The 18385-nt window shown below is 59.4% G+C and carries 21 protein-coding genes; 1 reads left to right on the forward strand and 20 read right to left on the reverse strand.

Translation table 11 applies throughout. The features are described 5' to 3' along the window. Positions 1–11: 11 nt before the first annotated feature. The 16 genes from hisS to trmJ all read right to left on the reverse strand — a co-directional run bounded on the left by hisS (position 12) and on the right by trmJ (position 13334). The gene (hisS, locus tag AC1RAC_RS07450; RefSeq protein WP_034128022.1) at positions 12–1301 is read right to left on the reverse strand and encodes a histidine--tRNA ligase; all 1290 of its coding nucleotides are present in this window, start codon (positions 1299–1301) and stop codon (positions 12–14) included. Between the two features lie 23 nt (positions 1302–1324). After that, the gene (ispG, locus tag AC1RAC_RS07455; protein WP_003175952.1) at positions 1325–2434 is read right to left on the reverse strand and encodes a flavodoxin-dependent (E)-4-hydroxy-3-methylbut-2-enyl-diphosphate synthase; all 1110 of its coding nucleotides are present in this window, start codon (positions 2432–2434) and stop codon (positions 1325–1327) included. A 2-nt stretch (positions 2435–2436) separates the two neighbouring features. Then, complete coding sequence (locus AC1RAC_RS07460) at positions 2437–3423, reverse strand: RodZ domain-containing protein (RefSeq protein WP_198791541.1); 987 nt, start codon at positions 3421–3423, stop codon at positions 2437–2439. Next, positions 3423–4181 carry a type IV pilus biogenesis/stability protein PilW gene (gene pilW, locus AC1RAC_RS07465; protein ID WP_034128024.1) on the reverse strand — a complete coding sequence of 253 codons (759 nt, stop codon included), beginning with the start codon at positions 4179–4181 and terminating at the stop codon, positions 3423–3425. The genes AC1RAC_RS07460 and pilW overlap by 1 nt, the downstream gene beginning before the upstream one ends. Before the next feature lie 12 nt (positions 4182–4193). Next, positions 4194–5342 carry a dual-specificity RNA methyltransferase RlmN gene (gene rlmN, locus AC1RAC_RS07470; protein WP_003194014.1) on the reverse strand — a complete coding sequence of 383 codons (1149 nt, stop codon included), beginning with the start codon at positions 5340–5342 and terminating at the stop codon, positions 4194–4196. Between the two features lie 29 nt (positions 5343–5371). Beyond that, the gene (gene ndk, locus AC1RAC_RS07475) at positions 5372–5797 is read right to left on the reverse strand and encodes a nucleoside-diphosphate kinase (protein WP_003175956.1); all 426 of its coding nucleotides are present in this window, start codon (positions 5795–5797) and stop codon (positions 5372–5374) included. Between the two features lie 92 nt (positions 5798–5889). After that, the gene (gene iscX, locus AC1RAC_RS07480; RefSeq protein ID WP_034128025.1) at positions 5890–6090 is read right to left on the reverse strand and encodes a Fe-S cluster assembly protein IscX; all 201 of its coding nucleotides are present in this window, start codon (positions 6088–6090) and stop codon (positions 5890–5892) included. A gap of 14 nt (positions 6091–6104) precedes the next feature. Further along, positions 6105–6446: an ISC system 2Fe-2S type ferredoxin gene (gene fdx / locus AC1RAC_RS07485; protein ID WP_200584136.1), complete on the reverse strand. Its 342-nt coding sequence runs from the start codon at positions 6444–6446 to the stop codon at positions 6105–6107. Between the two features lie 3 nt (positions 6447–6449). Continuing rightward, the gene (gene hscA / locus AC1RAC_RS07490) at positions 6450–8312 is read right to left on the reverse strand and encodes a Fe-S protein assembly chaperone HscA (protein ID WP_492616466.1); all 1863 of its coding nucleotides are present in this window, start codon (positions 8310–8312) and stop codon (positions 6450–6452) included. Between the two features lie 51 nt (positions 8313–8363). Further along, on the reverse strand, positions 8364–8885 hold the full coding sequence (gene hscB, locus AC1RAC_RS07495; RefSeq protein ID WP_034128027.1) for a co-chaperone HscB: 522 nt from the start codon (positions 8883–8885) through the stop codon (positions 8364–8366). Positions 8886–8893: 8 nt separating this feature from the next. Next, positions 8894–9217: an iron-sulfur cluster assembly protein IscA gene (gene iscA, locus AC1RAC_RS07500; RefSeq protein ID WP_003209680.1), complete on the reverse strand. Its 324-nt coding sequence runs from the start codon at positions 9215–9217 to the stop codon at positions 8894–8896. Positions 9218–9245: 28 nt separating this feature from the next. Continuing rightward, positions 9246–9632, reverse strand: a complete 387-nt coding sequence (gene iscU, locus AC1RAC_RS07505; RefSeq protein WP_003175965.1) for a Fe-S cluster assembly scaffold IscU — start codon at positions 9630–9632, stop codon at positions 9246–9248. 99 nt (positions 9633–9731) lie between these two features. After that, complete coding sequence (locus AC1RAC_RS07510) at positions 9732–10946, reverse strand: IscS subfamily cysteine desulfurase (protein WP_003194019.1); 1215 nt, start codon at positions 10944–10946, stop codon at positions 9732–9734. A 50-nt stretch (positions 10947–10996) separates the two neighbouring features. Next, positions 10997–11488 carry a Fe-S cluster assembly transcriptional regulator IscR gene (iscR, locus tag AC1RAC_RS07515; RefSeq protein WP_003194020.1) on the reverse strand — a complete coding sequence of 164 codons (492 nt, stop codon included), beginning with the start codon at positions 11486–11488 and terminating at the stop codon, positions 10997–10999. A gap of 287 nt (positions 11489–11775) precedes the next feature. Continuing rightward, entirely contained in the window at positions 11776–12561 is a 786-nt protein-coding gene (cysE, locus tag AC1RAC_RS07520) for a serine O-acetyltransferase (protein WP_034128028.1), read from the reverse strand. 2 nt (positions 12562–12563) lie between these two features. Then, positions 12564–13334 carry a tRNA (cytosine(32)/uridine(32)-2'-O)-methyltransferase TrmJ gene (gene trmJ / locus AC1RAC_RS07525; RefSeq protein WP_034128029.1) on the reverse strand — a complete coding sequence of 257 codons (771 nt, stop codon included), beginning with the start codon at positions 13332–13334 and terminating at the stop codon, positions 12564–12566. A gap of 145 nt (positions 13335–13479) precedes the next feature. On the opposite strand from trmJ, the gene suhB reads away from it, so the two are divergent. Then, complete coding sequence (suhB, locus tag AC1RAC_RS07530) at positions 13480–14295, forward strand: type III secretion system regulator SuhB (RefSeq protein WP_005791195.1); 816 nt, start codon at positions 13480–13482, stop codon at positions 14293–14295. A gap of 207 nt (positions 14296–14502) precedes the next feature. Here the strand turns inward: suhB and AC1RAC_RS07535 are convergent, their stop codons facing one another. From AC1RAC_RS07535 to yajC, 4 genes are all read right to left on the reverse strand, one after another. Beyond that, on the reverse strand, positions 14503–15045 hold the full coding sequence (locus AC1RAC_RS07535) for a glycine zipper 2TM domain-containing protein (protein WP_003194023.1): 543 nt from the start codon (positions 15043–15045) through the stop codon (positions 14503–14505). A gap of 123 nt (positions 15046–15168) precedes the next feature. After that, a complete protein-coding gene (secF, locus tag AC1RAC_RS07540) occupies positions 15169–16083 on the reverse strand; it encodes a protein translocase subunit SecF (RefSeq protein ID WP_003194024.1) in 915 nt (304 codons plus the stop codon). A 9-nt stretch (positions 16084–16092) separates the two neighbouring features. Next, on the reverse strand, positions 16093–17961 hold the full coding sequence (gene secD / locus AC1RAC_RS07545; protein ID WP_003194025.1) for a protein translocase subunit SecD: 1869 nt from the start codon (positions 17959–17961) through the stop codon (positions 16093–16095). Between the two features lie 62 nt (positions 17962–18023). Continuing rightward, on the reverse strand, positions 18024–18362 hold the full coding sequence (gene yajC / locus AC1RAC_RS07550; protein ID WP_003175975.1) for a preprotein translocase subunit YajC: 339 nt from the start codon (positions 18360–18362) through the stop codon (positions 18024–18026). Between the last annotated feature and the right edge of the window lie 23 nt (positions 18363–18385).

Below are 18385 nucleotides of genomic sequence, written 5' to 3' on the forward strand. Positions count from 1 at the left end.
GTTCGACAGCTTCAACCCTGCACGACGCAGGTGGCCAAGTGCGCAGCGAGCGCATCAAAGGCAATGTTCTGTTGTTCACCCTGGCCACGCAGGGGTTTGAAACCTACCACTTGCTGGGCCAGCTCGTCATCGCCGAGGATCAGTGCGTAAAGCGCACCGCTCTTGTCGGCCTTCTTGAACTGGCTCTTGAAGCTACCAGCGCCGGCATTGATCTGCAGGCGCAGGTTGGGCAGTTGGTCACGTACTTTTTCGCTCAAGGCCAGGGCCGCCAGTTCGGCAGCCTCGCCGAAGGCGCACAGGTACACGTCCACCTGACGGGAAATTTCTTCCGGGACCTGCTCCAGGGTTTCCAGCAGCAGGATCAGCCGCTCGATGCCCATGGCAAAGCCTACGCCCGTGGTCGGCTTGCCGCCCATTTGCTCGACCAGGCCGTCGTAGCGACCACCGGCGCACACGGTGCCCTGGGCGCCGAGCTTGTCGGTGACCCACTCGAACACGGTCTTGCTGTAGTAGTCGAGGCCACGCACCAGCTTGGGGTTGATCACGTAGGGAATACCGGCTGCATCCAGACGCGCCTTGAGGCCCTCGAAATGCACCCGGGACTCGTCGTCCAGGTAATCAGCCATTTTCGGCGCATCGACCAGCACGGCCTGGGTGTCGGCGTTCTTGGTATCCAGGACGCGCAACGGGTTGGTTTTCAGACGGCGTTGGCTGTCTTCGTCCAGCTTGTCCAGGTGGGCCGACAGGTACTCGACCAGGGCTTCGCGATAGCGACCCCGGGACTCGCTGGTGCCCAGGCTGTTGAGTTCAAGCTTGACCGCATCGCGGATGCCCAGTTGGCCCCACAGGCGCCAGGTCAGCACGATCAGCTCGGCGTCGATGTCCGGCCCGTCCAGGTTGAACACTTCGCAGCCGATCTGGTGGAACTGGCGGTAACGGCCTTTCTGCGGGCGCTCGTGGCGGAACATCGGGCCGATGTACCACAGCTTCTGGGTCTGGCCACCACCAGTGATGCCATGTTCCAGTACGGCGCGAACGCACGCGGCAGTGCCTTCCGGGCGCAGGGTCAGGGAGTCGCCGTTACGGTCTTCAAAGGTGTACATCTCTTTTTCGACGATGTCGGTCACTTCACCGATGGAGCGCTTGAACAGCTCGGTGAACTCGACGATCGGCATGCGGATCTGCTTGTAACCGTAGTTATCCAGCAGGCGCGCGACAGTGCTTTCGAAGTAGCGCCACAGTGGCGTCTGCTCCGGCAGGATGTCGTTCATGCCACGAATGGCTTGCAGAGACTTGCTCACATCAGATCCTTAAATTCGTTCAATCAGCCGCGAGCGATCAGCGCTGCGTCAGCGGCGACCTTCTCGGCCGCTTTCTCGCGGATCAGCTTTTCCAGCTCATCCACCAGATTGTCATTCGTTAGCTTCTGCGACGGTTTGCCGTCGATGTAAATCAGGTTCGGTGTGCCACCCGTCAGGCCCACGTGGGCCTCTTTGGCCTCACCCGGCCCGTTGACCACACAACCGATCACTGCGACATCCAGCGGCACCAGCAGGTCTTCCAGGCGCAACTCCAGGTCGTTCATGGTTTTCACCACGTCGAAGTTCTGCCGCGAGCAGCTCGGGCAGGCGATGAAGTTGATACCACGGGAACGCAAACGTAGGGACTTGAGAATGTCGTAGCCGACCTTCACTTCCTCTACGGGGTCTGCCGCCAGGGAGATGCGGATAGTATCGCCAATCCCTTCGGCGAGCAGCATACCGAGACCCACAGCAGATTTCACTGTGCCTGAGCGCAAACCGCCCGCTTCAGTGATACCCAGGTGCAGCGGTTGCACGATTTCCTTGGCCAGCAGGCGATAGGCTTCTACGGCCATGAACACGTCCGAGGCCTTTACGCTGACCTTGAAGTCCTGGAAGTTCAGGCGTTCAAGGTGTTCAACGTGGCGCAGTGCCGACTCAACCAGCGCCGCCGGAGTGGGCTCGCCGTATTTCTTTTGCAGGTCTTTTTCCAGGGAGCCGGCGTTGACGCCGATGCGGATCGGAATACCGCGATCACGGGCAGCGTCCACCACGGCACGCACGCGGTCTTCACGCCCGATGTTGCCGGGGTTGATACGCAGGCAGTCCACACCCAGTTCGGCCACGCGCAACGCGATCTTGTAGTCGAAGTGAATATCGGCAACCAGTGGGACCTTGACCAACTGCTTGATACGACCAAAGGCCTCGGCTGCGTCCATGTCCGGAACGGACACCCGTACGATGTCCACGCCAGCCGCTTCCAGACGATTGATCTGGGCAACGGTGGCAGCCACATCGTTGGTGTCACTGTTGGTCATGCTCTGCACTGCAATGGGGGCGTCGCCACCCACCGGCACCGAGCCGACCCAGATCTTGCGCGATACGCGACGTTTGATTGGAGATTCGCCGTGCATGACTATTGTCCCAACTTGAGGCGAGCAGTCTCGCCACTGGTGAACGGCGCCACGTCTACAGGCTGGCCGTTGTAGGCCACTTGCGCGCCACGGGCAAAGCCCAGACGCAGCGTCAAAGGAGGCTTGCCGCCCTGGTCAAGCGTATCTCCCTTACGCTTCAAACCGCTAAACAGCACTTTGCCGTTGCCATCGGTGACCTGCGTCCAGCAGTCAGCGATGAAGGTAATTTGTACGCGCCCATCACCGGCGATCAATGCCGGGGTGGTGGGAGGCGACATCGCCGGCGCTGCGGGTGCGGCTGGCGCAGGGGTCGCAGGTGCAGGCGTCGGAACCGCCGGAGCCTGGGCCACGGGTGCGGCCGGAGCGGTCGGAACAGCCGGAGCCGGTACCGCAGCAGGGGTCGTGCCGGCGTCTGGCGCGGGTTGTTCGGCAGTGGCCGGCGCTTGCGGCGCAGCTTGCCCCTCTACCACGGCCTGGTCTTCCGGCTCGTCCAGGGGGTGAATCTGGGTGGTGCCGTCGGCGCTTTCGACTTCGACATGTTCCATGGCGTTGCTGGTCAGGTCTTTGTTGCGCTGGGAGGTCTGGTCTTGCCACCAGACAAAACCGCCGCCGACCACGGCAATCAGCAACAAGAGGCTGACAATCCGCAAAATGGTATGGGAAACGCGCGTAGGCTCTTCGATGCGCCCCAACCCATGGACATTACTGCCCTGGGCATCGGTGCCGGTGAACTGGTCGAACTCCTGGACCAGCACGGCCTGGTCGATACCCAGCAATTTTGCATAAGCGCGGATATAGCCGCGGGCAAAAGTGTGCCCAGGCAGCTTGTCGAACGCGCCGGCTTCCAGATTGGCCAACGAGGTACTGGTCAAATTGAGCTTGAGGGCCACTTCAGCCAGCGACCAACCATTGCTTTCGCGGGCCTGGCGCAAGGTTTCGCCTGGGTTGACGCGATTAGCTGCTACATCTTCCGGGTGCGCGGCTTTCATCATTGCTCCGACAGGTATTGCTGATATTCCGGCGTACCGGGATAGAGTCGTTCGAGTTGCTGGCCAAAACGTGCGGCCGTGTCGTGTTCTTCATGAACCGTCGCCAGGCGCACACCGAGCAATAGACTACGTGCATTTTGCCCGCTGAGCAGGCTAAAACGCTCGTAATAGTCACGTGCTGGCACATAATGCCTGTCTTCGTAAGACAACTCAGCCATTTCGAGCAATGCCCGTGGCTGGCGACTGTTCAGGTGCAGGGCTTTTTCCAACTGCTGGCGAGCGCTGTCGCGCTGACCGAGGCGCATCGAGGTCACACCGAGGTTCTCGAACACCCGCGAACGCTGCGGGTAGAGGGTATCGGCGGCGGCTTGCTGAAAATAACGTGACGCCAGGTCGTACCGTTGCTGCTCGAACAGGAAACTGCCGTAGTTGTTCAGCAGCCGCGGATCGGCAGGGCGGGAGGCCAGGGCCTTGTGGAAATAGCGGTCGGCCAGCTCGGGCTCGGCCTGAGCCTGAAACACCAAAGCCAGCGCGGCGTTGGCATCGGCATCATCGGCGTCCAGCTCAAGGGCCTTCTTCAACGGCACCTTGGCCTGCTCGCTCATGCCTTGGCGCAGATACCCCAAACCCAGTTGCACATAGGCAACTCGCGCCTCATCACGGCCTTTATCAGTGCGCAACGGGCTGTCATGACCCGATGAAACGCAACCGGCCACGAGGCCGGTAAACAGTAAAAGCAGCGCAAGGCGCAAGGGCATAGAGATCCTCTCTCAGATTCGATTCACAGCGATTTGCGGCAAATCTTCAGCGGCGTTAAGTTCGCGCACGGCGATATAACGTTCACTGCGGCGGGTGCGGTCCATCACCTGCCCTACCAATTGGCCACACGCGGCATCGATGTCTTCACCACGAGTGGTTCGCACAGTGACGTTATAGCCGGCCTGGTGCAGTTGATCCTGAAAACGACGGATGGCGTTGTTGCTCGGCCGCTCGTAGCCAGAATGAGGAAACGGGTTGAACGGGATCAAGTTGATCTTGCACGGGGTGTCCTTGAGCAATTCGATCATCTCGACCGCATGCTCCAGCTTGTCGTTGACGTCCTTGAGCATGGTGTACTCAATGGTCAGCACACGCTTCTCACCCAGGGTCGCCATATAACGCTGGCACGATTCGAGCAGCATCTTAAGCGGATATTTCTTGTTGATCGGCACCAATTGGTTACGCAATGCGTCATTAGGTGCGTGCAGCGACAACGCGAGGGAGACGTCGATGTGCTTGGCCAGCTCATCGATCATCGGTACCACGCCGGAGGTCGACAGGGTCACACGGCGCTTGGAGATGCCGTAGCCCAGGTCGTCCATCATCAGGTGCATGGCCGCAATCACGTTGTCGAAGTTCAGCAGCGGCTCACCCATGCCCATCATCACCACGTTGGTGATGGCACGGTCGACGGTCGCCGGGACGCTGCCAAAGGATTTGTTGGCAATCCACACCTGGCCGATGACTTCGGCGGCGGTGAGGTTGCTATTGAAGCCTTGCTTGCCGGTGGAGCAGAAACTGCAGTCCAGGGCACAGCCTGCCTGGGACGAAACGCACAAAGTGCCACGTTTGCCCTGGGGAATGTACACGGTCTCGACACAGCTACCGGACGCCACGCGCACTACCCACTTGCGGGTACCGTCGCTGGAAATGTCCTCGCTGACCACTTCGGGACCACGCACCTCGGCAATGGCCTTGAGCTTGTCGCGCAGGGCCTTGCTGACGTTCGTCATGGCGTCGAAATCGTCGACGCCAAAGTGGTGAATCCACTTCATTACCTGACCGGCACGGAAACGCTTCTCCCCGATTGAGTCGAAGAATTTCTCCATTTCCGGCTGAGTCAGACCCAGCAGGTTGGTTTTAACAGTCGATGTAGTCATGGATTCACCCTCACTCTTTAAGCCGATGCTTAGCGAGCGGTTACTTCAGTAGCAGCGAAAAAGTACGAGATTTCGCGAGCAGCAGCAGCTTCGGAGTCCGAGCCGTGAACAGCGTTGGCGTCGATGGATTCAGCGAAGTCAGCACGGATGGTGCCAGCAGCAGCTTCTTTAGGGTTGGTAGCGCCCATTAGCTCACGGTTCAGAGCGATAGCGTTTTCGCCTTCCAGAACCTGGACAACAACAGGACCGGAGATCATGAAGGCAACCAGGTCGCCGAAGAAGCCACGAGCGCTGTGCTCAGCGTAGAAGCCTTCAGCTTCAGCCTTGGACAGTTGCTTGAGTTTCGAAGCTACAACCTTCAGGCCGGCTTTTTCGAAACGAGTGGTGATCTCGCCGATGACGTTTTTTGCAACAGCGTCAGGCTTGATGATGGAGAAAGTACGTTGAACAGCCATGGTGTAACTCCAGAAACGGTAATTTACGAAAAATTAAACCCGCGAATTATACGCGGGTTATTGGGTATTGCCTAACTGCGTAAAAAGGCGGCTCAGTCTGCTTCTTCGATCCACAGGCCTTGAATCGCCTCAAGGACCTTTTCGCCACCCCGGTCAGGGATGTCGTCGAAATCCGGCAGTGCCATTACGAGGTCGCGCAGCTTGACGAAGTTCACGGTAAGAGGATTGACCTCAGGATGAGCTTCAGCAAGTTGTATAGCGATTTCTTGTACATCAACCCATTTCAGGCTCATGACATTTCCTTGAATCAATGCGGCGCTTCGGCTGCATGGTTGAGCGAATATTTCGGGATTTCGACGGTGAGGTCTTCAGCCCCCACTTTCGCCTGACAACTCAGGCGCGACGTCGGCTCCAGGCCCCACGCCCGATCAAGATAGTCTTCTTCCAGGTCGTCAGCCTCATTTAGGCTGTCGAAACCTTTACGAATGATGCAGTGACAGGTGGTGCAGGCATTGACGCCGCCACAGGCACTTTCGATCTCGATGTGGTTGTCATGGGCGACGTCGAGCAGGGACTTGCCGGTCTCAGCCTCCACGACCATGCCCTCAGGGCAATGTTCGGCGTGCGGTAGAAAAGTGACCTGCGGCATCAGTTATTCCTCAATTTCATTCAGGTTGCGGCCCGCCAGCGCGGCTTTAACCGTCTGATCCATACGGCGGGCGGCAAAGGCATCAGTCACTTGCGACAGGCGCTTGGTCTGTTGCTCGATGGCGTAACCATCGTTGCCTTTCATCAGTTCGGCCAGTTCCTGCATCTGCAGGTCAATGACCATGCGTTCTTCGGCATCCAGCAAGCGCTCGCCGTCGGCTTCAAGGGCGCCCTGCACCGCTTCGAGAAGGCGCTGGGCATCCACTTGCTGCTCGCGCAATACGCGGGCGACCTTGTCGTCACCGGCATACTGGAACGAATCCTCGAGCATCTTGGCGATTTCGCCATCGGTGAGGCCGTAGGACGGCTTGACCTGGATGCTGGCTTCAACGCCAGACGCCAGTTCGCGCGCAGCGACACTGAGCAGGCCATCGGCATCGACCTGGAAGGTCACGCGAATTTTCGCTGCGCCCGCCACCATCGCCGGAATGCCACGCAACTCAAAACGCGCCAGGGAACGGCAGTCGCTGATCAGCTCGCGCTCGCCTTGCAGCACATGAATCATCATGGCTGTCTGGCCGTCTTTGTAGGTGGTGAAATCTTGGGCACGTGCGACGGGGATGGTGGTGTTGCGCGGAATCACCTTCTCCATCAGGCCGCCCATGGTTTCCAGGCCCAGGGACAACGGGATCACGTCGAGCAAAAGCAATTCGCCGCCATCACGTTTGTTACCAGCCAGGGTATCGGCCTGGATGGCAGCGCCGATGGCGACGACTTGATCCGGGTCGATTTCGGTCAGTGGTTGGCGCCCAAAGGCTTCGGCTACCGCTTCACGCACGCGCGGCACGCGGGTGGAACCGCCTACCATGACCACTGCGCCAACGTCTTCCAACTCGATACCGGAATCACGCACAGCACGACGGCAGGCTTTGAGGCTGCGGGCAACCATCGGCTCGATCAGCGTATCAAAGGCTTCGCGAGTCAGTGGCGCCGACCAGTTACCGTAGCAAACGTCAACAGAAGCAGCGTCAGTCAGCGCCTCTTTGGCCGCACAGGCAGTTTGCAGCAGGTTGCGCTGCGCGCCTGGGTCCAGGTCGGCCGACAAGCCGGCACTGCTGATGATCCAGCCAGCAATGGCGTGATCGAAATCATCGCCACCCAGAGCGCTGTCGCCGCCGGTCGCGAGCACTTCAAACACACCGCCGGTCAGGCGCAAGATCGAAATATCGAAGGTGCCGCCGCCCAGATCATAAATAGCGACCAGGCCTTCAGCGTGCTGATCGAGGCCGTAGGCCACAGCCGCCGCAGTCGGCTCGTTGAGCAAGCGCAGCACGTTCAGGCCGGCAAGTTTCGCCGCATCCTTGGTGGCTTGACGCTGGGCATCATCGAAATACGCCGGAACGGTGATAACCGCCCCTACCAGCTCACCACCCAGGGTGTTTTCCGCACGCTGGCGCAGCACCTTGAGGATATCGGCCGACACTTCCACCGGGCTCTTGGGCCCCTGGACAGTGTCAATGAACGGCATATGGGACTCGCCGCCGACAAAGCGGTACGGCAGTTGGTCACCCAATTGCTTGACGTCGGACAACCCACGACCCATCAAGCGCTTGACCGACAACACCGTGTTCAAGGGGTCTGCGGACGCGGCGAGCTTGGCCGATTCGCCCACTTCAGTGCGGTCGGCGTGATAACGCACGGCAGACGGCAGGATCACCTGCCCATCGGCGTCGGGCAGCGGTTCGGACAGGCCGCTGCGCAAGGCAGCAACCAGGGAATTGGTGGTGCCCAGGTCAATCCCGACCGCCAGGCGACGCTGGTGCGGTTGAGGGCTTTGGCCGGGTTCGGCGATTTGCAGTAGAGCCATGGTAATCAGGTCTTATCTGTCTATCAGGCGTGCATCACGGGCAGCACTGGGTTAATCGTCGAGGCGCTCTTCTAGCTGGCGCACTTCGTAGGTGAGCTTGTCGAGAAACTGCATGCGCCGCATCAGGCGTTCGGCCTGTTCGCGTTGCGCCGCATCATCCCAACAGGCTGCGAAGCTTTCGTTGAGCTCATCCTGGGCGGTTTTCAGACGACGCTTGAAGACCGCAACACCGGCTATATCGGCTTCGTCCTGCAAGTCTTCGAGCTCTTCGCGCCACTGCATCTGCTGCATGAGGAAGTCCGGATCGTGCACCGTAACTTCCAACGGCAACTCGCCACCGTTCAGGGCGAGCAGGTAACGCGCGCGTTTCGCGGGGCTTTTGAGCGTCTGATAGGCTTCGTTGAGGCTGGCCGATTGCTCAAGGGCCAAGCGCTGCTCACGCTCGGAAGCGTCAGCGAAGCGGTCCGGATGCACCCCACGCGCCAATTCACGGTAGCGCGTGGCGAGCTGCTCAAGGTCCAGCCGAAAGCTCGGCTGCAGCTCGAATAAAGCGAAATGACAAGGAGTACCCACGAGTAGCCTCAGATGTTGAAGCTTTCGCCGCAGCCACATTCACCGCGCACGTTAGGGTTGTTGAACTTGAAGCCTTCGTTCAACCCTTCCTTGACGAAATCGAGTTCGGTGCCGTCCAGGTAGGTCAGGCTCTTGGGGTCGATGATCACTTTCTCGCCGTGACTTTCGAACACCTGATCCTCTTCAACCACCTCGTCGACAAACTCCAGCACGTAGGCAAGGCCGGAACAGCCCGTGGTGCGTACACCCAGACGAATCCCCTCACCTTTACCGCGCCCATTCAGGGAGCGGCGAATGTGCTGCGCAGCCGCTTCTGTCATGCTGATAGCCATCGTTGACTCCTTACTCGTCGCCAAATGCTTAGATCAAGCCTTTCTTCTGCTTGTAGTCGCGAACGGCTGCCTTGATGGCATCTTCAGCGAGTACGGAGCAGTGGATTTTCACCGGCGGCAACGCCAGTTCTTCGGCCAGCTGGGTGTTGCTGATAGTGACAGCCTCATCCAGGGTCTTGCCTTTCATCCATTCGGTCGCCAGGGAGCTGGATGCGATGGCCGAACCGCAGCCGTAAGTCTTGAATTTGGCGTCTTCGATAACGCCAGCATCGTTGACCTTGATCTGCAGGCGCATCACATCGCCGCACGCCGGGGCGCCGACCATGCCGGTGCCGACATCTGGATCTTCCGCGTTCATCTTGCCGACGTTGCGCGGGTTTTCGTAGTGGTCGATGACCTTTTCGCTGTAAGCCATGGTACTGAATCCTCACTCATCAGGGCCGCTCTGGAACCCTGTAGAAACGCCTGCGTTTTCCGCCACGTTCCTACAGAGCTTGGGTGGCGGCTTCTATAGTTAGTGTGCCGCCCACTCGATCTTGGAAATATCGACACCGTCTTTGTACATGTCCCACAGTGGCGACAGAACGCGTAGCTTGTTGACGGCTTCGCAGACCTTCTGCGCGGCGTAGTCGACTTGCTCTTCAGTGGTGAAGCGGCCGAACGTAAAGCGGATAGAGCTGTGGGCCAGTTCGTCGTTGCGGCCCAGGGCGCGCAGTACGTACGAAGGCTCAAGGGACGCCGAGGTGCAGGCCGAACCGGACGATACCGCCAGGTCCTTGAGCGCCATGATCAGCGACTCGCCTTCAACGTAGTTGAAGCTCAAATTCAGGTTGTGCGGTACACGGGCGGTCATGCTGCCGTTGATGTACAACTCTTCAAGATTTTCGACCTGCTTGTAGAAGCGATCGCTCAGGGCCTTGATGCGCACGTTTTCGGCAGCCATGTCTTCCTTGGCTACACGGAAAGCTTCGCCCATGCCGACGATCTGGTGGGTCGCCAGGGTGCCCGAACGCATGCCGCGCTCGTGACCGCCGCCGTGCATGGTGGCTTCGATGCGCACGCGAGGCTTGCGGCTCACGTACAGCGCGCCGATGCCTTTAGGGCCGTAAGTCTTGTGGGCCGAGAACGACATCAGGTCGACTTTCAGCTTGGACAGGTCGATATCGACCTTGCCGGTGGACTGAGCAGCGTCGACGTGCAGCAACACACCCTTGGAGCGGGTCAGCTCGCCGATGGCGGCGATGTCGTTAATCGTGCCGATTTCGTTGTTCACGTGGATCACCGAAACCAGGATGGTGTCTTCACGCATCGCAGCTTCGATCATCGCCGGGGTGACGATACCGTCGGTGGTTGGCTCAAGGTAGGTGACCTCGAAACCTTCACGCTCCAGTTGGCGCATGGTGTCCAGGACAGCCTTGTGCTCAATCTTGGTGGTGATCAGGTGTTTGCCTTTGGTCGCGTAGAAATGCGCCGCGCCCTTGATAGCCAGGTTGTCGGACTCGGTGGCACCGGAGGTCCAGACGATTTCGCGCGGGTCGGCATTGACCAGGTCAGCGACCTGGCGACGAGCGTTCTCGACCGCTTCCTCGGCTTTCCAGCCGAATACGTGGGAACGGGAGGCCGGGTTGCCGAAGTTTCCGTCGACCAGCAGGCATTCGCTCATTTTTTGCGCGACACGCGGATCAACCGGGGTGGTCGCTGAGTAATCAAGGTAAATCGGCAATTTCATGGACTTTCTCCTAAATCAGGCTGGCTGGCGTGCCGTTAGCTCTTCGGCTGTCACTCGACGGCGGACGCTTCGATCTTGTCCAGACGCGGCGCCTTGGTGTTGCAACGGCGCTGGTCCTGACGCTGGGCTACTTCTTGCACCTCACGGCGAGTCACAAGATCAGCCAAGCTGATACCACTCAAAAACTCATGGATCTGCAGGCTCAAGTCACACCACAAGTGGTGTGTCAGGCAGGTGTCGCCGGCATGGCAGTCACCCAAACCCTGGCATTTGGTGGCATCGACGGATTCGTTGACCGCGTCGATCACCTGGGCCACCTGAATACCCTGCATGTCGCGGGACAGCTGATAGCCGCCACCCGGACCGCGAACGCTGGAAACCAGATTGCTACGGCGCAATTTGGCGAACAACTGCTCGAGATAGGACAGGGAAATGCCTTGGCGCTCGGAGATATCGGCCAGGGACACCGGCCCAGTTTGCGCGTGCAAGGCCAAGTCGAGCATGGCGGTCACCGCGTATCGGCCTTTTGTAGTCAGTCTCATGGACAAGTACCAAGGTGTTTCAGAATGGGAGCAAGTATGCGATTCCCGAGTATTTAAGTCAACTATAAGACCTAGTACTTTAGTCAGGATTACCCGTAAAAAGGGCGCGCGAATCATAGCAGGATGGGGTGGGATCGAACAGCGCAACCAGGCCTGCTGCAAGATCACCGAGCCAATGGAGATCAAATGTGGAGGCTGGCTTACTTGCGATAGCTGTCTATCAGCTTGCTTATAGGTTGCTGGCCCACCGCAATCGCAGGCAAGCCAGCTCCCACAAGAGGCCGCGTTCAGCCTGCCTTGGTGGTAGCGGCTTCGTCCTTGATTTCAGCAAAATCTTCCTCACGCAGTTCAGGCAAGTCTTTGGCACAGTACGGGCTGCCCAACTCCTTCAGCGCCCCGCACATACCCTCCAGCTTGCCGTCCACCGCCTGCAAATGATCAAGCAATTGACCAATCGCACGAGCCACCGGGTCGGGCATATCTTCACTGACGCCATAGGCATCGAAACCAATCTTCTCCGCCATCGCCTTGCGCTTGGCCTCTTGCTCATCACCGACTTGCGGCTTGACGATGATGCGGCCTGGAATGCCCACAACCGTAGCACCCGGCGGCACAGCCTTGGTCACTACCGCGTTGGAGCCAACCTTGGCGCCGGCACCCACGGTAAACGGCCCGAGCACCTTGGCGCCCGCCCCTACAACCACTCCATCGCCCAGCGTTGGGTGGCGCTTACCCTTGTTCCAGGTGGTGCCGCCGAGCGTCACACCTTGATAGAGGGTGACGTCATCGCCGATCTCGGCCGTCTCGCCAATCACAATACCCATGCCGTGGTCGATAAAGAACCGACGACCTACCTTGGCACCCGGATGGATCTCGATACCGGTCAACCAACGCCCAAAGTTCGATACCAGCCGCGCCAGCCACTTCCAGCCCATGCCCCACAGGGCGCCGGACAAGCGGTGGATCCAGATCGCGTGCATGCCCGGGTAGCAGGTCAGCACTTCAAAGGCGTTGCGCGCCGCCGGGTCACGGTGGAAAACACTTTGGATATCTTCTCGCAAACGCTCGAACATTTTTAATCCTTCCGCTCAAGAAGCTCACCACGGGCCGCTTTCTGGGTTTCCGTGAGGATGCCACGCAATATGTTCATTTCAGCCCGGCTCACCGAGCTGCGGCCGTATAAGCGACGCAGGCGCGCCATCAAGTGCCGTGGCTTTTCAGGGTCGAGGAATTCGATGGCGACCAGGGTTTGCTCCAGGTGCTCATAGAACCGTTCCAGCTCGTCCATGGTGGCCAACTCGCCACTTTTGGTCGAGGCAACCTCTTCCTTTTCCATTTTGCTCGGCTGGCCAGCAGCGGCCAGCCAGGCCATGCGCACTTCATAAGTCAGCACCTGCACCGCAGCCCCGAGGTTCAGCGAGCTGAACTCAGGGTCTGAGGGAATATGCACGTGGTAATGACATCGCTGCAGCTCTTCGTTGGTCAGGCCGGAGTCTTCACGGCCGAATACCAAGGCGATTTCAGCACCGCCAGCAGCCTCTTCCACCACTTTGGTGCCGCATTCACGCGGATCCAGCAGCGGCCAAGGGATACGACGATCACGGGCACTGGTGCCGAGCACCAGATTGCAGCCGACCAAGGCGTCCTCCAAAGTGGCGACCACTTGGGCATTTTCAAGCAAGTCATTGGCGCCGGACGCACGGGCATCAGCCTCGTGGTGCGGGAATACCCGCGGTTCGACCAGCACCAGGCGCGTCAGCCCCATGTTTTTCATGGCTCGCGCCACCCCGCCGATGTTGCCGGGATGACTGGTATTGACCAAGACGACACGAATGTTTTGCAGCAAGGGAGGCGCTCGCGGACACAGGAAAGGGGAGCAAATCTTACAGAACCGCCTAAGGTTATGCCATGAAAGCGAACGTCGTCCTTCACCTTGAGAAAGTTTCTGCTAGAATGCTCGGCTTTCTTTAACAACCTTAGGTGACCTATCCATGCAGCCCATGCTGAATATCGCGCTGCGCGCCGCCCGCAGCGCCAGTGAATTGATCTTCCGCTCCATCGAGCGCCTGGATACCATCAAGGTCGACGAAAAAGACGCCAAGGATTATGTATCCGAGGTGGATCGCGCCGCCGAACAGAAAATCATCGACGCCTTGCGCAAGGCCTACCCTACCCACGGCATCCTCGGTGAAGAAACCGGCCTGCACAAAGGCAGTGGCGAAGGCGAAGACTACCTGTGGATCATCGACCCACTGGATGGCACCACCAACTTCCTGCGCGGCATCCCGCACTTTGCCGTGAGCATCGCCTGCAAATACCGTGGCCGCCTGGAACACGCCGTTGTGCTGGACCCGGTTCGCCAGGAAGAATTCACCGCCAGCCGTGGCCGTGGCGCCCAACTGAACGGCCGCCGCCTGCGTGTCAGCGGCCGCACCAGCCTGGAAGGCGCCCTGCTGGGTACCGGCTTCCCGTTCCGTGACGACCAGATGGACAATCTGGAGAACTACCTGGGCATGTTCCGCGCCCTGGTTGGCCAGACCGCCGGCATCCGCCGTGCCGGTGCAGCCAGCCTGGACCTGGCGTATGTCGCCGCCGGTCGCTTTGATGCGTTCTGGGAGTCAGGCCTGTCCGAGTGGGACATGGCAGCAGGCGCCCTGCTGATTCAGGAAGCGGGCGGCCTGGTGAGCGACTTCACCGGTGGTCATGACTTCCTGGAGAAAGGCCACGTCGTGGCTGGCAACACCAAATGCTTCAAGGCAGTACTGACGGCGATCCAGCCGCACCTGCCGGCTTCGCTGAAGCGCTAAGCGAGCGAGCACAAAAAAAGCACCCCGCGGGGTGCTTTTTTTATGCGTGTGACTTAGCAAAAAACCAATTCCAACTGACTCAATACAATCCAATGTGGGAGCTGGCTTGCCTGCGATGGCGGGCTGCCAGCCAACTGATTAGTTATTGACCCACCGCTATCGCAGACAAGCCAGCTCCCACATTTGGATCGAAACCAGACGTGGGGATTACTGCTGGTTCTGACCGAGGATCAGACGTCCTTCCTTATCCACCGGAATCTGGCTGCCAGGGTCGCGCTCCATACGCACGGTACCTTCCTTGCCATCCAGGTTGTAACGCACGTCATAACCGACCACCTTGTCACTGATGTCGTTAACGGTGTTACAGCGTGTTTGCGTAGTGGTGTAGGTATCGCGGTTCTGCATACCTTCCTGAACCTTGTTACCGGCGTAGCCACCACCGACCGCACCGGCCACGGTGGCCAGCTTCTTACCGTTACCGCCACCAATCTGGTTGCCCAGCAGGCCACCCGCAAGGGCACCCACCACAGTACCGGCGATTTGATGTTGGTCCTGCACCGGACGCTGCCGGGTCACGGTGACGTCCTTGCAGACCTCACGCGGGGTTTTGATCTGGGTTTTAACCGGCTGCACCGCCAGTACTTGCGCATACTCAGGGCCGCTTTTTACCAGGCTGTAGGTGGCAACAGCGCCTCCGGCAGTCACACCGACAGCACCCAATACCGCACCAACCAGCAACGACTTGTTCACATGAACCTCCTGACCATCACAAGCGGACCGAAAGATCCGCGCTATACCCAGCCTTGGAGCAAAAAAAAAGGCGCGAGTTCAATACTCGCACCTTTCTTGTAACAGCGGATCAACAAACGCCCATCAAGGACGGTCGTCGACCTCCTTGTCGGTAGCGGCAGGAGGGATCAAGTCTTCGCTGTTGAGGTTCAGCCAGATCAGCACCACGTTGGCGATGTAGATCGACGAGTAGGTACCCGCCAGCACGCCGATAAACAGCGCCAGGGAGAAGCCCCACAGGTTGTCGCCACCAAAGATCATCAGCGCAGCAATCGCCAGCAAGGTGGAGATCGACGTCGCCATGGTCCGCAGCAGGGTCTGGGTGGTGGAGATGTTGATGTTCTCGATCAACGTCGCCTTGCGCAGCACGCGGAAGTTCTCACGAACCCGGTCGAATACCACGATGGTGTCGTTGAGCGAGTAACCAATGATCGCCAGCACAGCCGCCAGTACGGTCAGGTCGAAGGTGATCTGGAAGTAGGCCAGGATACCCACGGTCACGACCACGTCGTGGATCAGCGACACAATGGCGCCGACACCGAACTTCCACTGAAAGCGGAAAGCCAGGTAGATCATGATGCCAACCAGCGCCATCAGCATGCCGAGGCCGCCCTGGTCGCGCAGCTCTTCACCCACTTGCGGGCCGACGAACTCGACGCGCTTGACCGATGCCGGGTTGTCGCCACCCACCTTTTGCAAGGCCTCGGCTACCTGGTGACCCAGTTGCGGGTCTTCGCCAGGCATGCGCACCAGCAGGTCTGTGGTGGCGCCGAAGCTCTGCACAACGGCTTCGTGATAGCCGGCCTTGACCAGCTCGCTGCGCACCAGGGTAACGTCGGCCGGCTTCTCGTAGGTCAGCTCGATGAGCGTACCGCCGGTGAAGTCCAGGCCGTAGTTCAGGCCCTTATGGAACCAGCTGAACAACGCCAGAACGGTAAGGAGCACGGTGACGCCGAACGCAACGTTGCGAACGCCCATGAAGTTGATTGTACGTAACATGGCAGCCCCTTAAATCCACAACTTCTTGAAGTCACGCCCGCCAAAGATCAGGTTGACCATTGCGCGGGTCACCATGATGGCCGTGAACATCGAGGTAAAGATCCCGAGGGACATGGTCACCGCAAAGCCTTTCACCGGGCCCGTGCCCATGGCGAAGAGAATCCCGCCGACCAACAAGGTGGTCAGGTTGGAGTCGAGGATCGCGGTAAATGCCCGGCCGAAGCCTTCGTTGATTGCACGCTGTACGGTCATGCCGGCGGCGATCTCTTCACGAATCCGCGAGAAGATCAGCACGTTGGCGTCCACCGCCATACCCATGGTGAGTACGATACCGGCGATACCTGGCAGGGTCAGTGTGGCGCCCAGCAACGACATCAAGGCCAGCAGCATCACCATGTTGCCCGCGAGGGCGACAGTGGCGATCACACCAAAGAAGCGGTAGATGGCGATGATGAACAGCGACACGAACAACATACCCCACAGCGCCGCGTCGACACCCTTGGTGATGTTGTCGGCACCCAGGCTCGGGCCGATGGTACGTTCTTCAGCGAAGTACATCGGTGCCGCCAGGCCACCGGCACGCAGCAGCAACGCCAGCTCGGAAGACTCGCCCTGGCCGTTCAGGCCAGTGATACGGAACTGAGCACCCAGCGGCGACTGAATGGTCGCCAGGCTGATGATCTTCTTCTCTTCCTTGAAGGTCTGCACTGGCACGTCTTTCTCGACGCCATTGACCATCTGCTTGGTGTAGGTGGTCACCGGGCGTTGCTCGATGAAGATCACCGCCATGCTGCGACCGACGTTGCTGCGCGTAGCGCGGCTCATCAGTTCGCCGCCGTGGCCATCCAGGCGGATGTTCACTTCAGGTGTGCCGTGCTCGCCGAAACCGGCCTTGGCGTCGGTCACCTGGTCACCGGTGATGATCAAGCCACGCTCGATCAGCGCTGGAGGGCGGTTGCCTTCGCGGAATTCGAATTCTTCGGAAGTGGCACGCGTAGCGCCTGGGTCTGCCGCGAGACGGAACTCCAGGTTGGCGGTCTTGCCGAGGATACGCTTGGCTTCAGCGGTGTCCTGTACGCCTGGCAGCTCAACCACGATGCGGTTGGCGCCCTGGCGCTGCACGATCGGCTCGGCGACACCCAGCTCGTTGACGCGGTTACGGACCGTGGTCAGGTTCTGCTTGATGGAGTATTCGCGGATTTCAGCGATCTTGGCCGGGCTCATCGCCAGACGCAGCACCGCTTGACCATTGAGGTCGGCCGGTACGATGTCGAAGTCATTGAAGTTCTTGCGGATCAGCGCACGGGCCTGTTCGCGGGATGCTTCGTCAGCAAAGCCCAGCTGGATAGCGCCGTTGAGCTGCGGCAGGCTGCGATAACGCAGCTTCTCTTTGCGCAGCAGGCTCTTCACGTCGCCTTCGTAGACCTTCAGACGTGCGTCCAGAGCCTTGTCCATGTCGACTTCCAGCAGGAAGTGCACACCACCGGACAAGTCCAGACCCAGCTTCATCGGGTGCGCGCCAATGCTGCGCAGCCATTGTGGCGTGGTCTGGGCCAGGTTGAGCGCGACAACGTAGTCGTCACCCATGGCCTTGCGTACGACATCCTTGGCCGGCAATTGGTCTTCTTGCTTGGTCAGGCGCAACAAGCCGCCTTTGGAACCAGCCGCCAAGGTTGCCGCTTTAACCTGGATGCCCGCGTCGTTGAGCGCCTTGCTCGCACGGTCCAGATCAGCCTGATTGACCTGCAGCGAAGTGCTGGCGCCAGAGATCTGGATCGCCGGGTCATCAGGATAGAGATTGGGAGCGGAATAAATAAAACCGATCGCCAGCACCGCCAGGATCAGTACGTATTTCCACAGAGGGTATTTGTTCAGCATCACGCCGCCCGCTTATAACGCGGGGCGCCTTGCGCGCCCCGTCGATTGGTAAAGGTTGTTACTTAGATCGCTTTGAGCGTGCCTTTAGGCAGCGTGGCGGCGATGGCGCCCTTCTGGAACTTCATTTCCACGGTGTCGGAGACTTCCAGTACCACGAAAGCATCGGAAACCTTGGTGATCTTGCCGGCGATACCGCCAGTGGTCACGACTTCGTCGCCTTTTTGCAGGCTGCCCAGCAGGTTTTTCTGCTCTTTGGCGCGCTTGGCCTGTGGACGCCAGATCATCAGGTAGAAAATGACCAGGAAGCCGACCAGGAAAATCCACTCGAAACCACCGCCCATAGGGCCGGCAGCAGCAGGCGCAGCGGCGTCAGCCATGGCGTTAGAGATAAAAAAGCTCATTTAGCACTCCAGTTGCAAATAGT

This window comes from Pseudomonas sp. GW823-FHT02F05, from assembly GCF_058797315.1.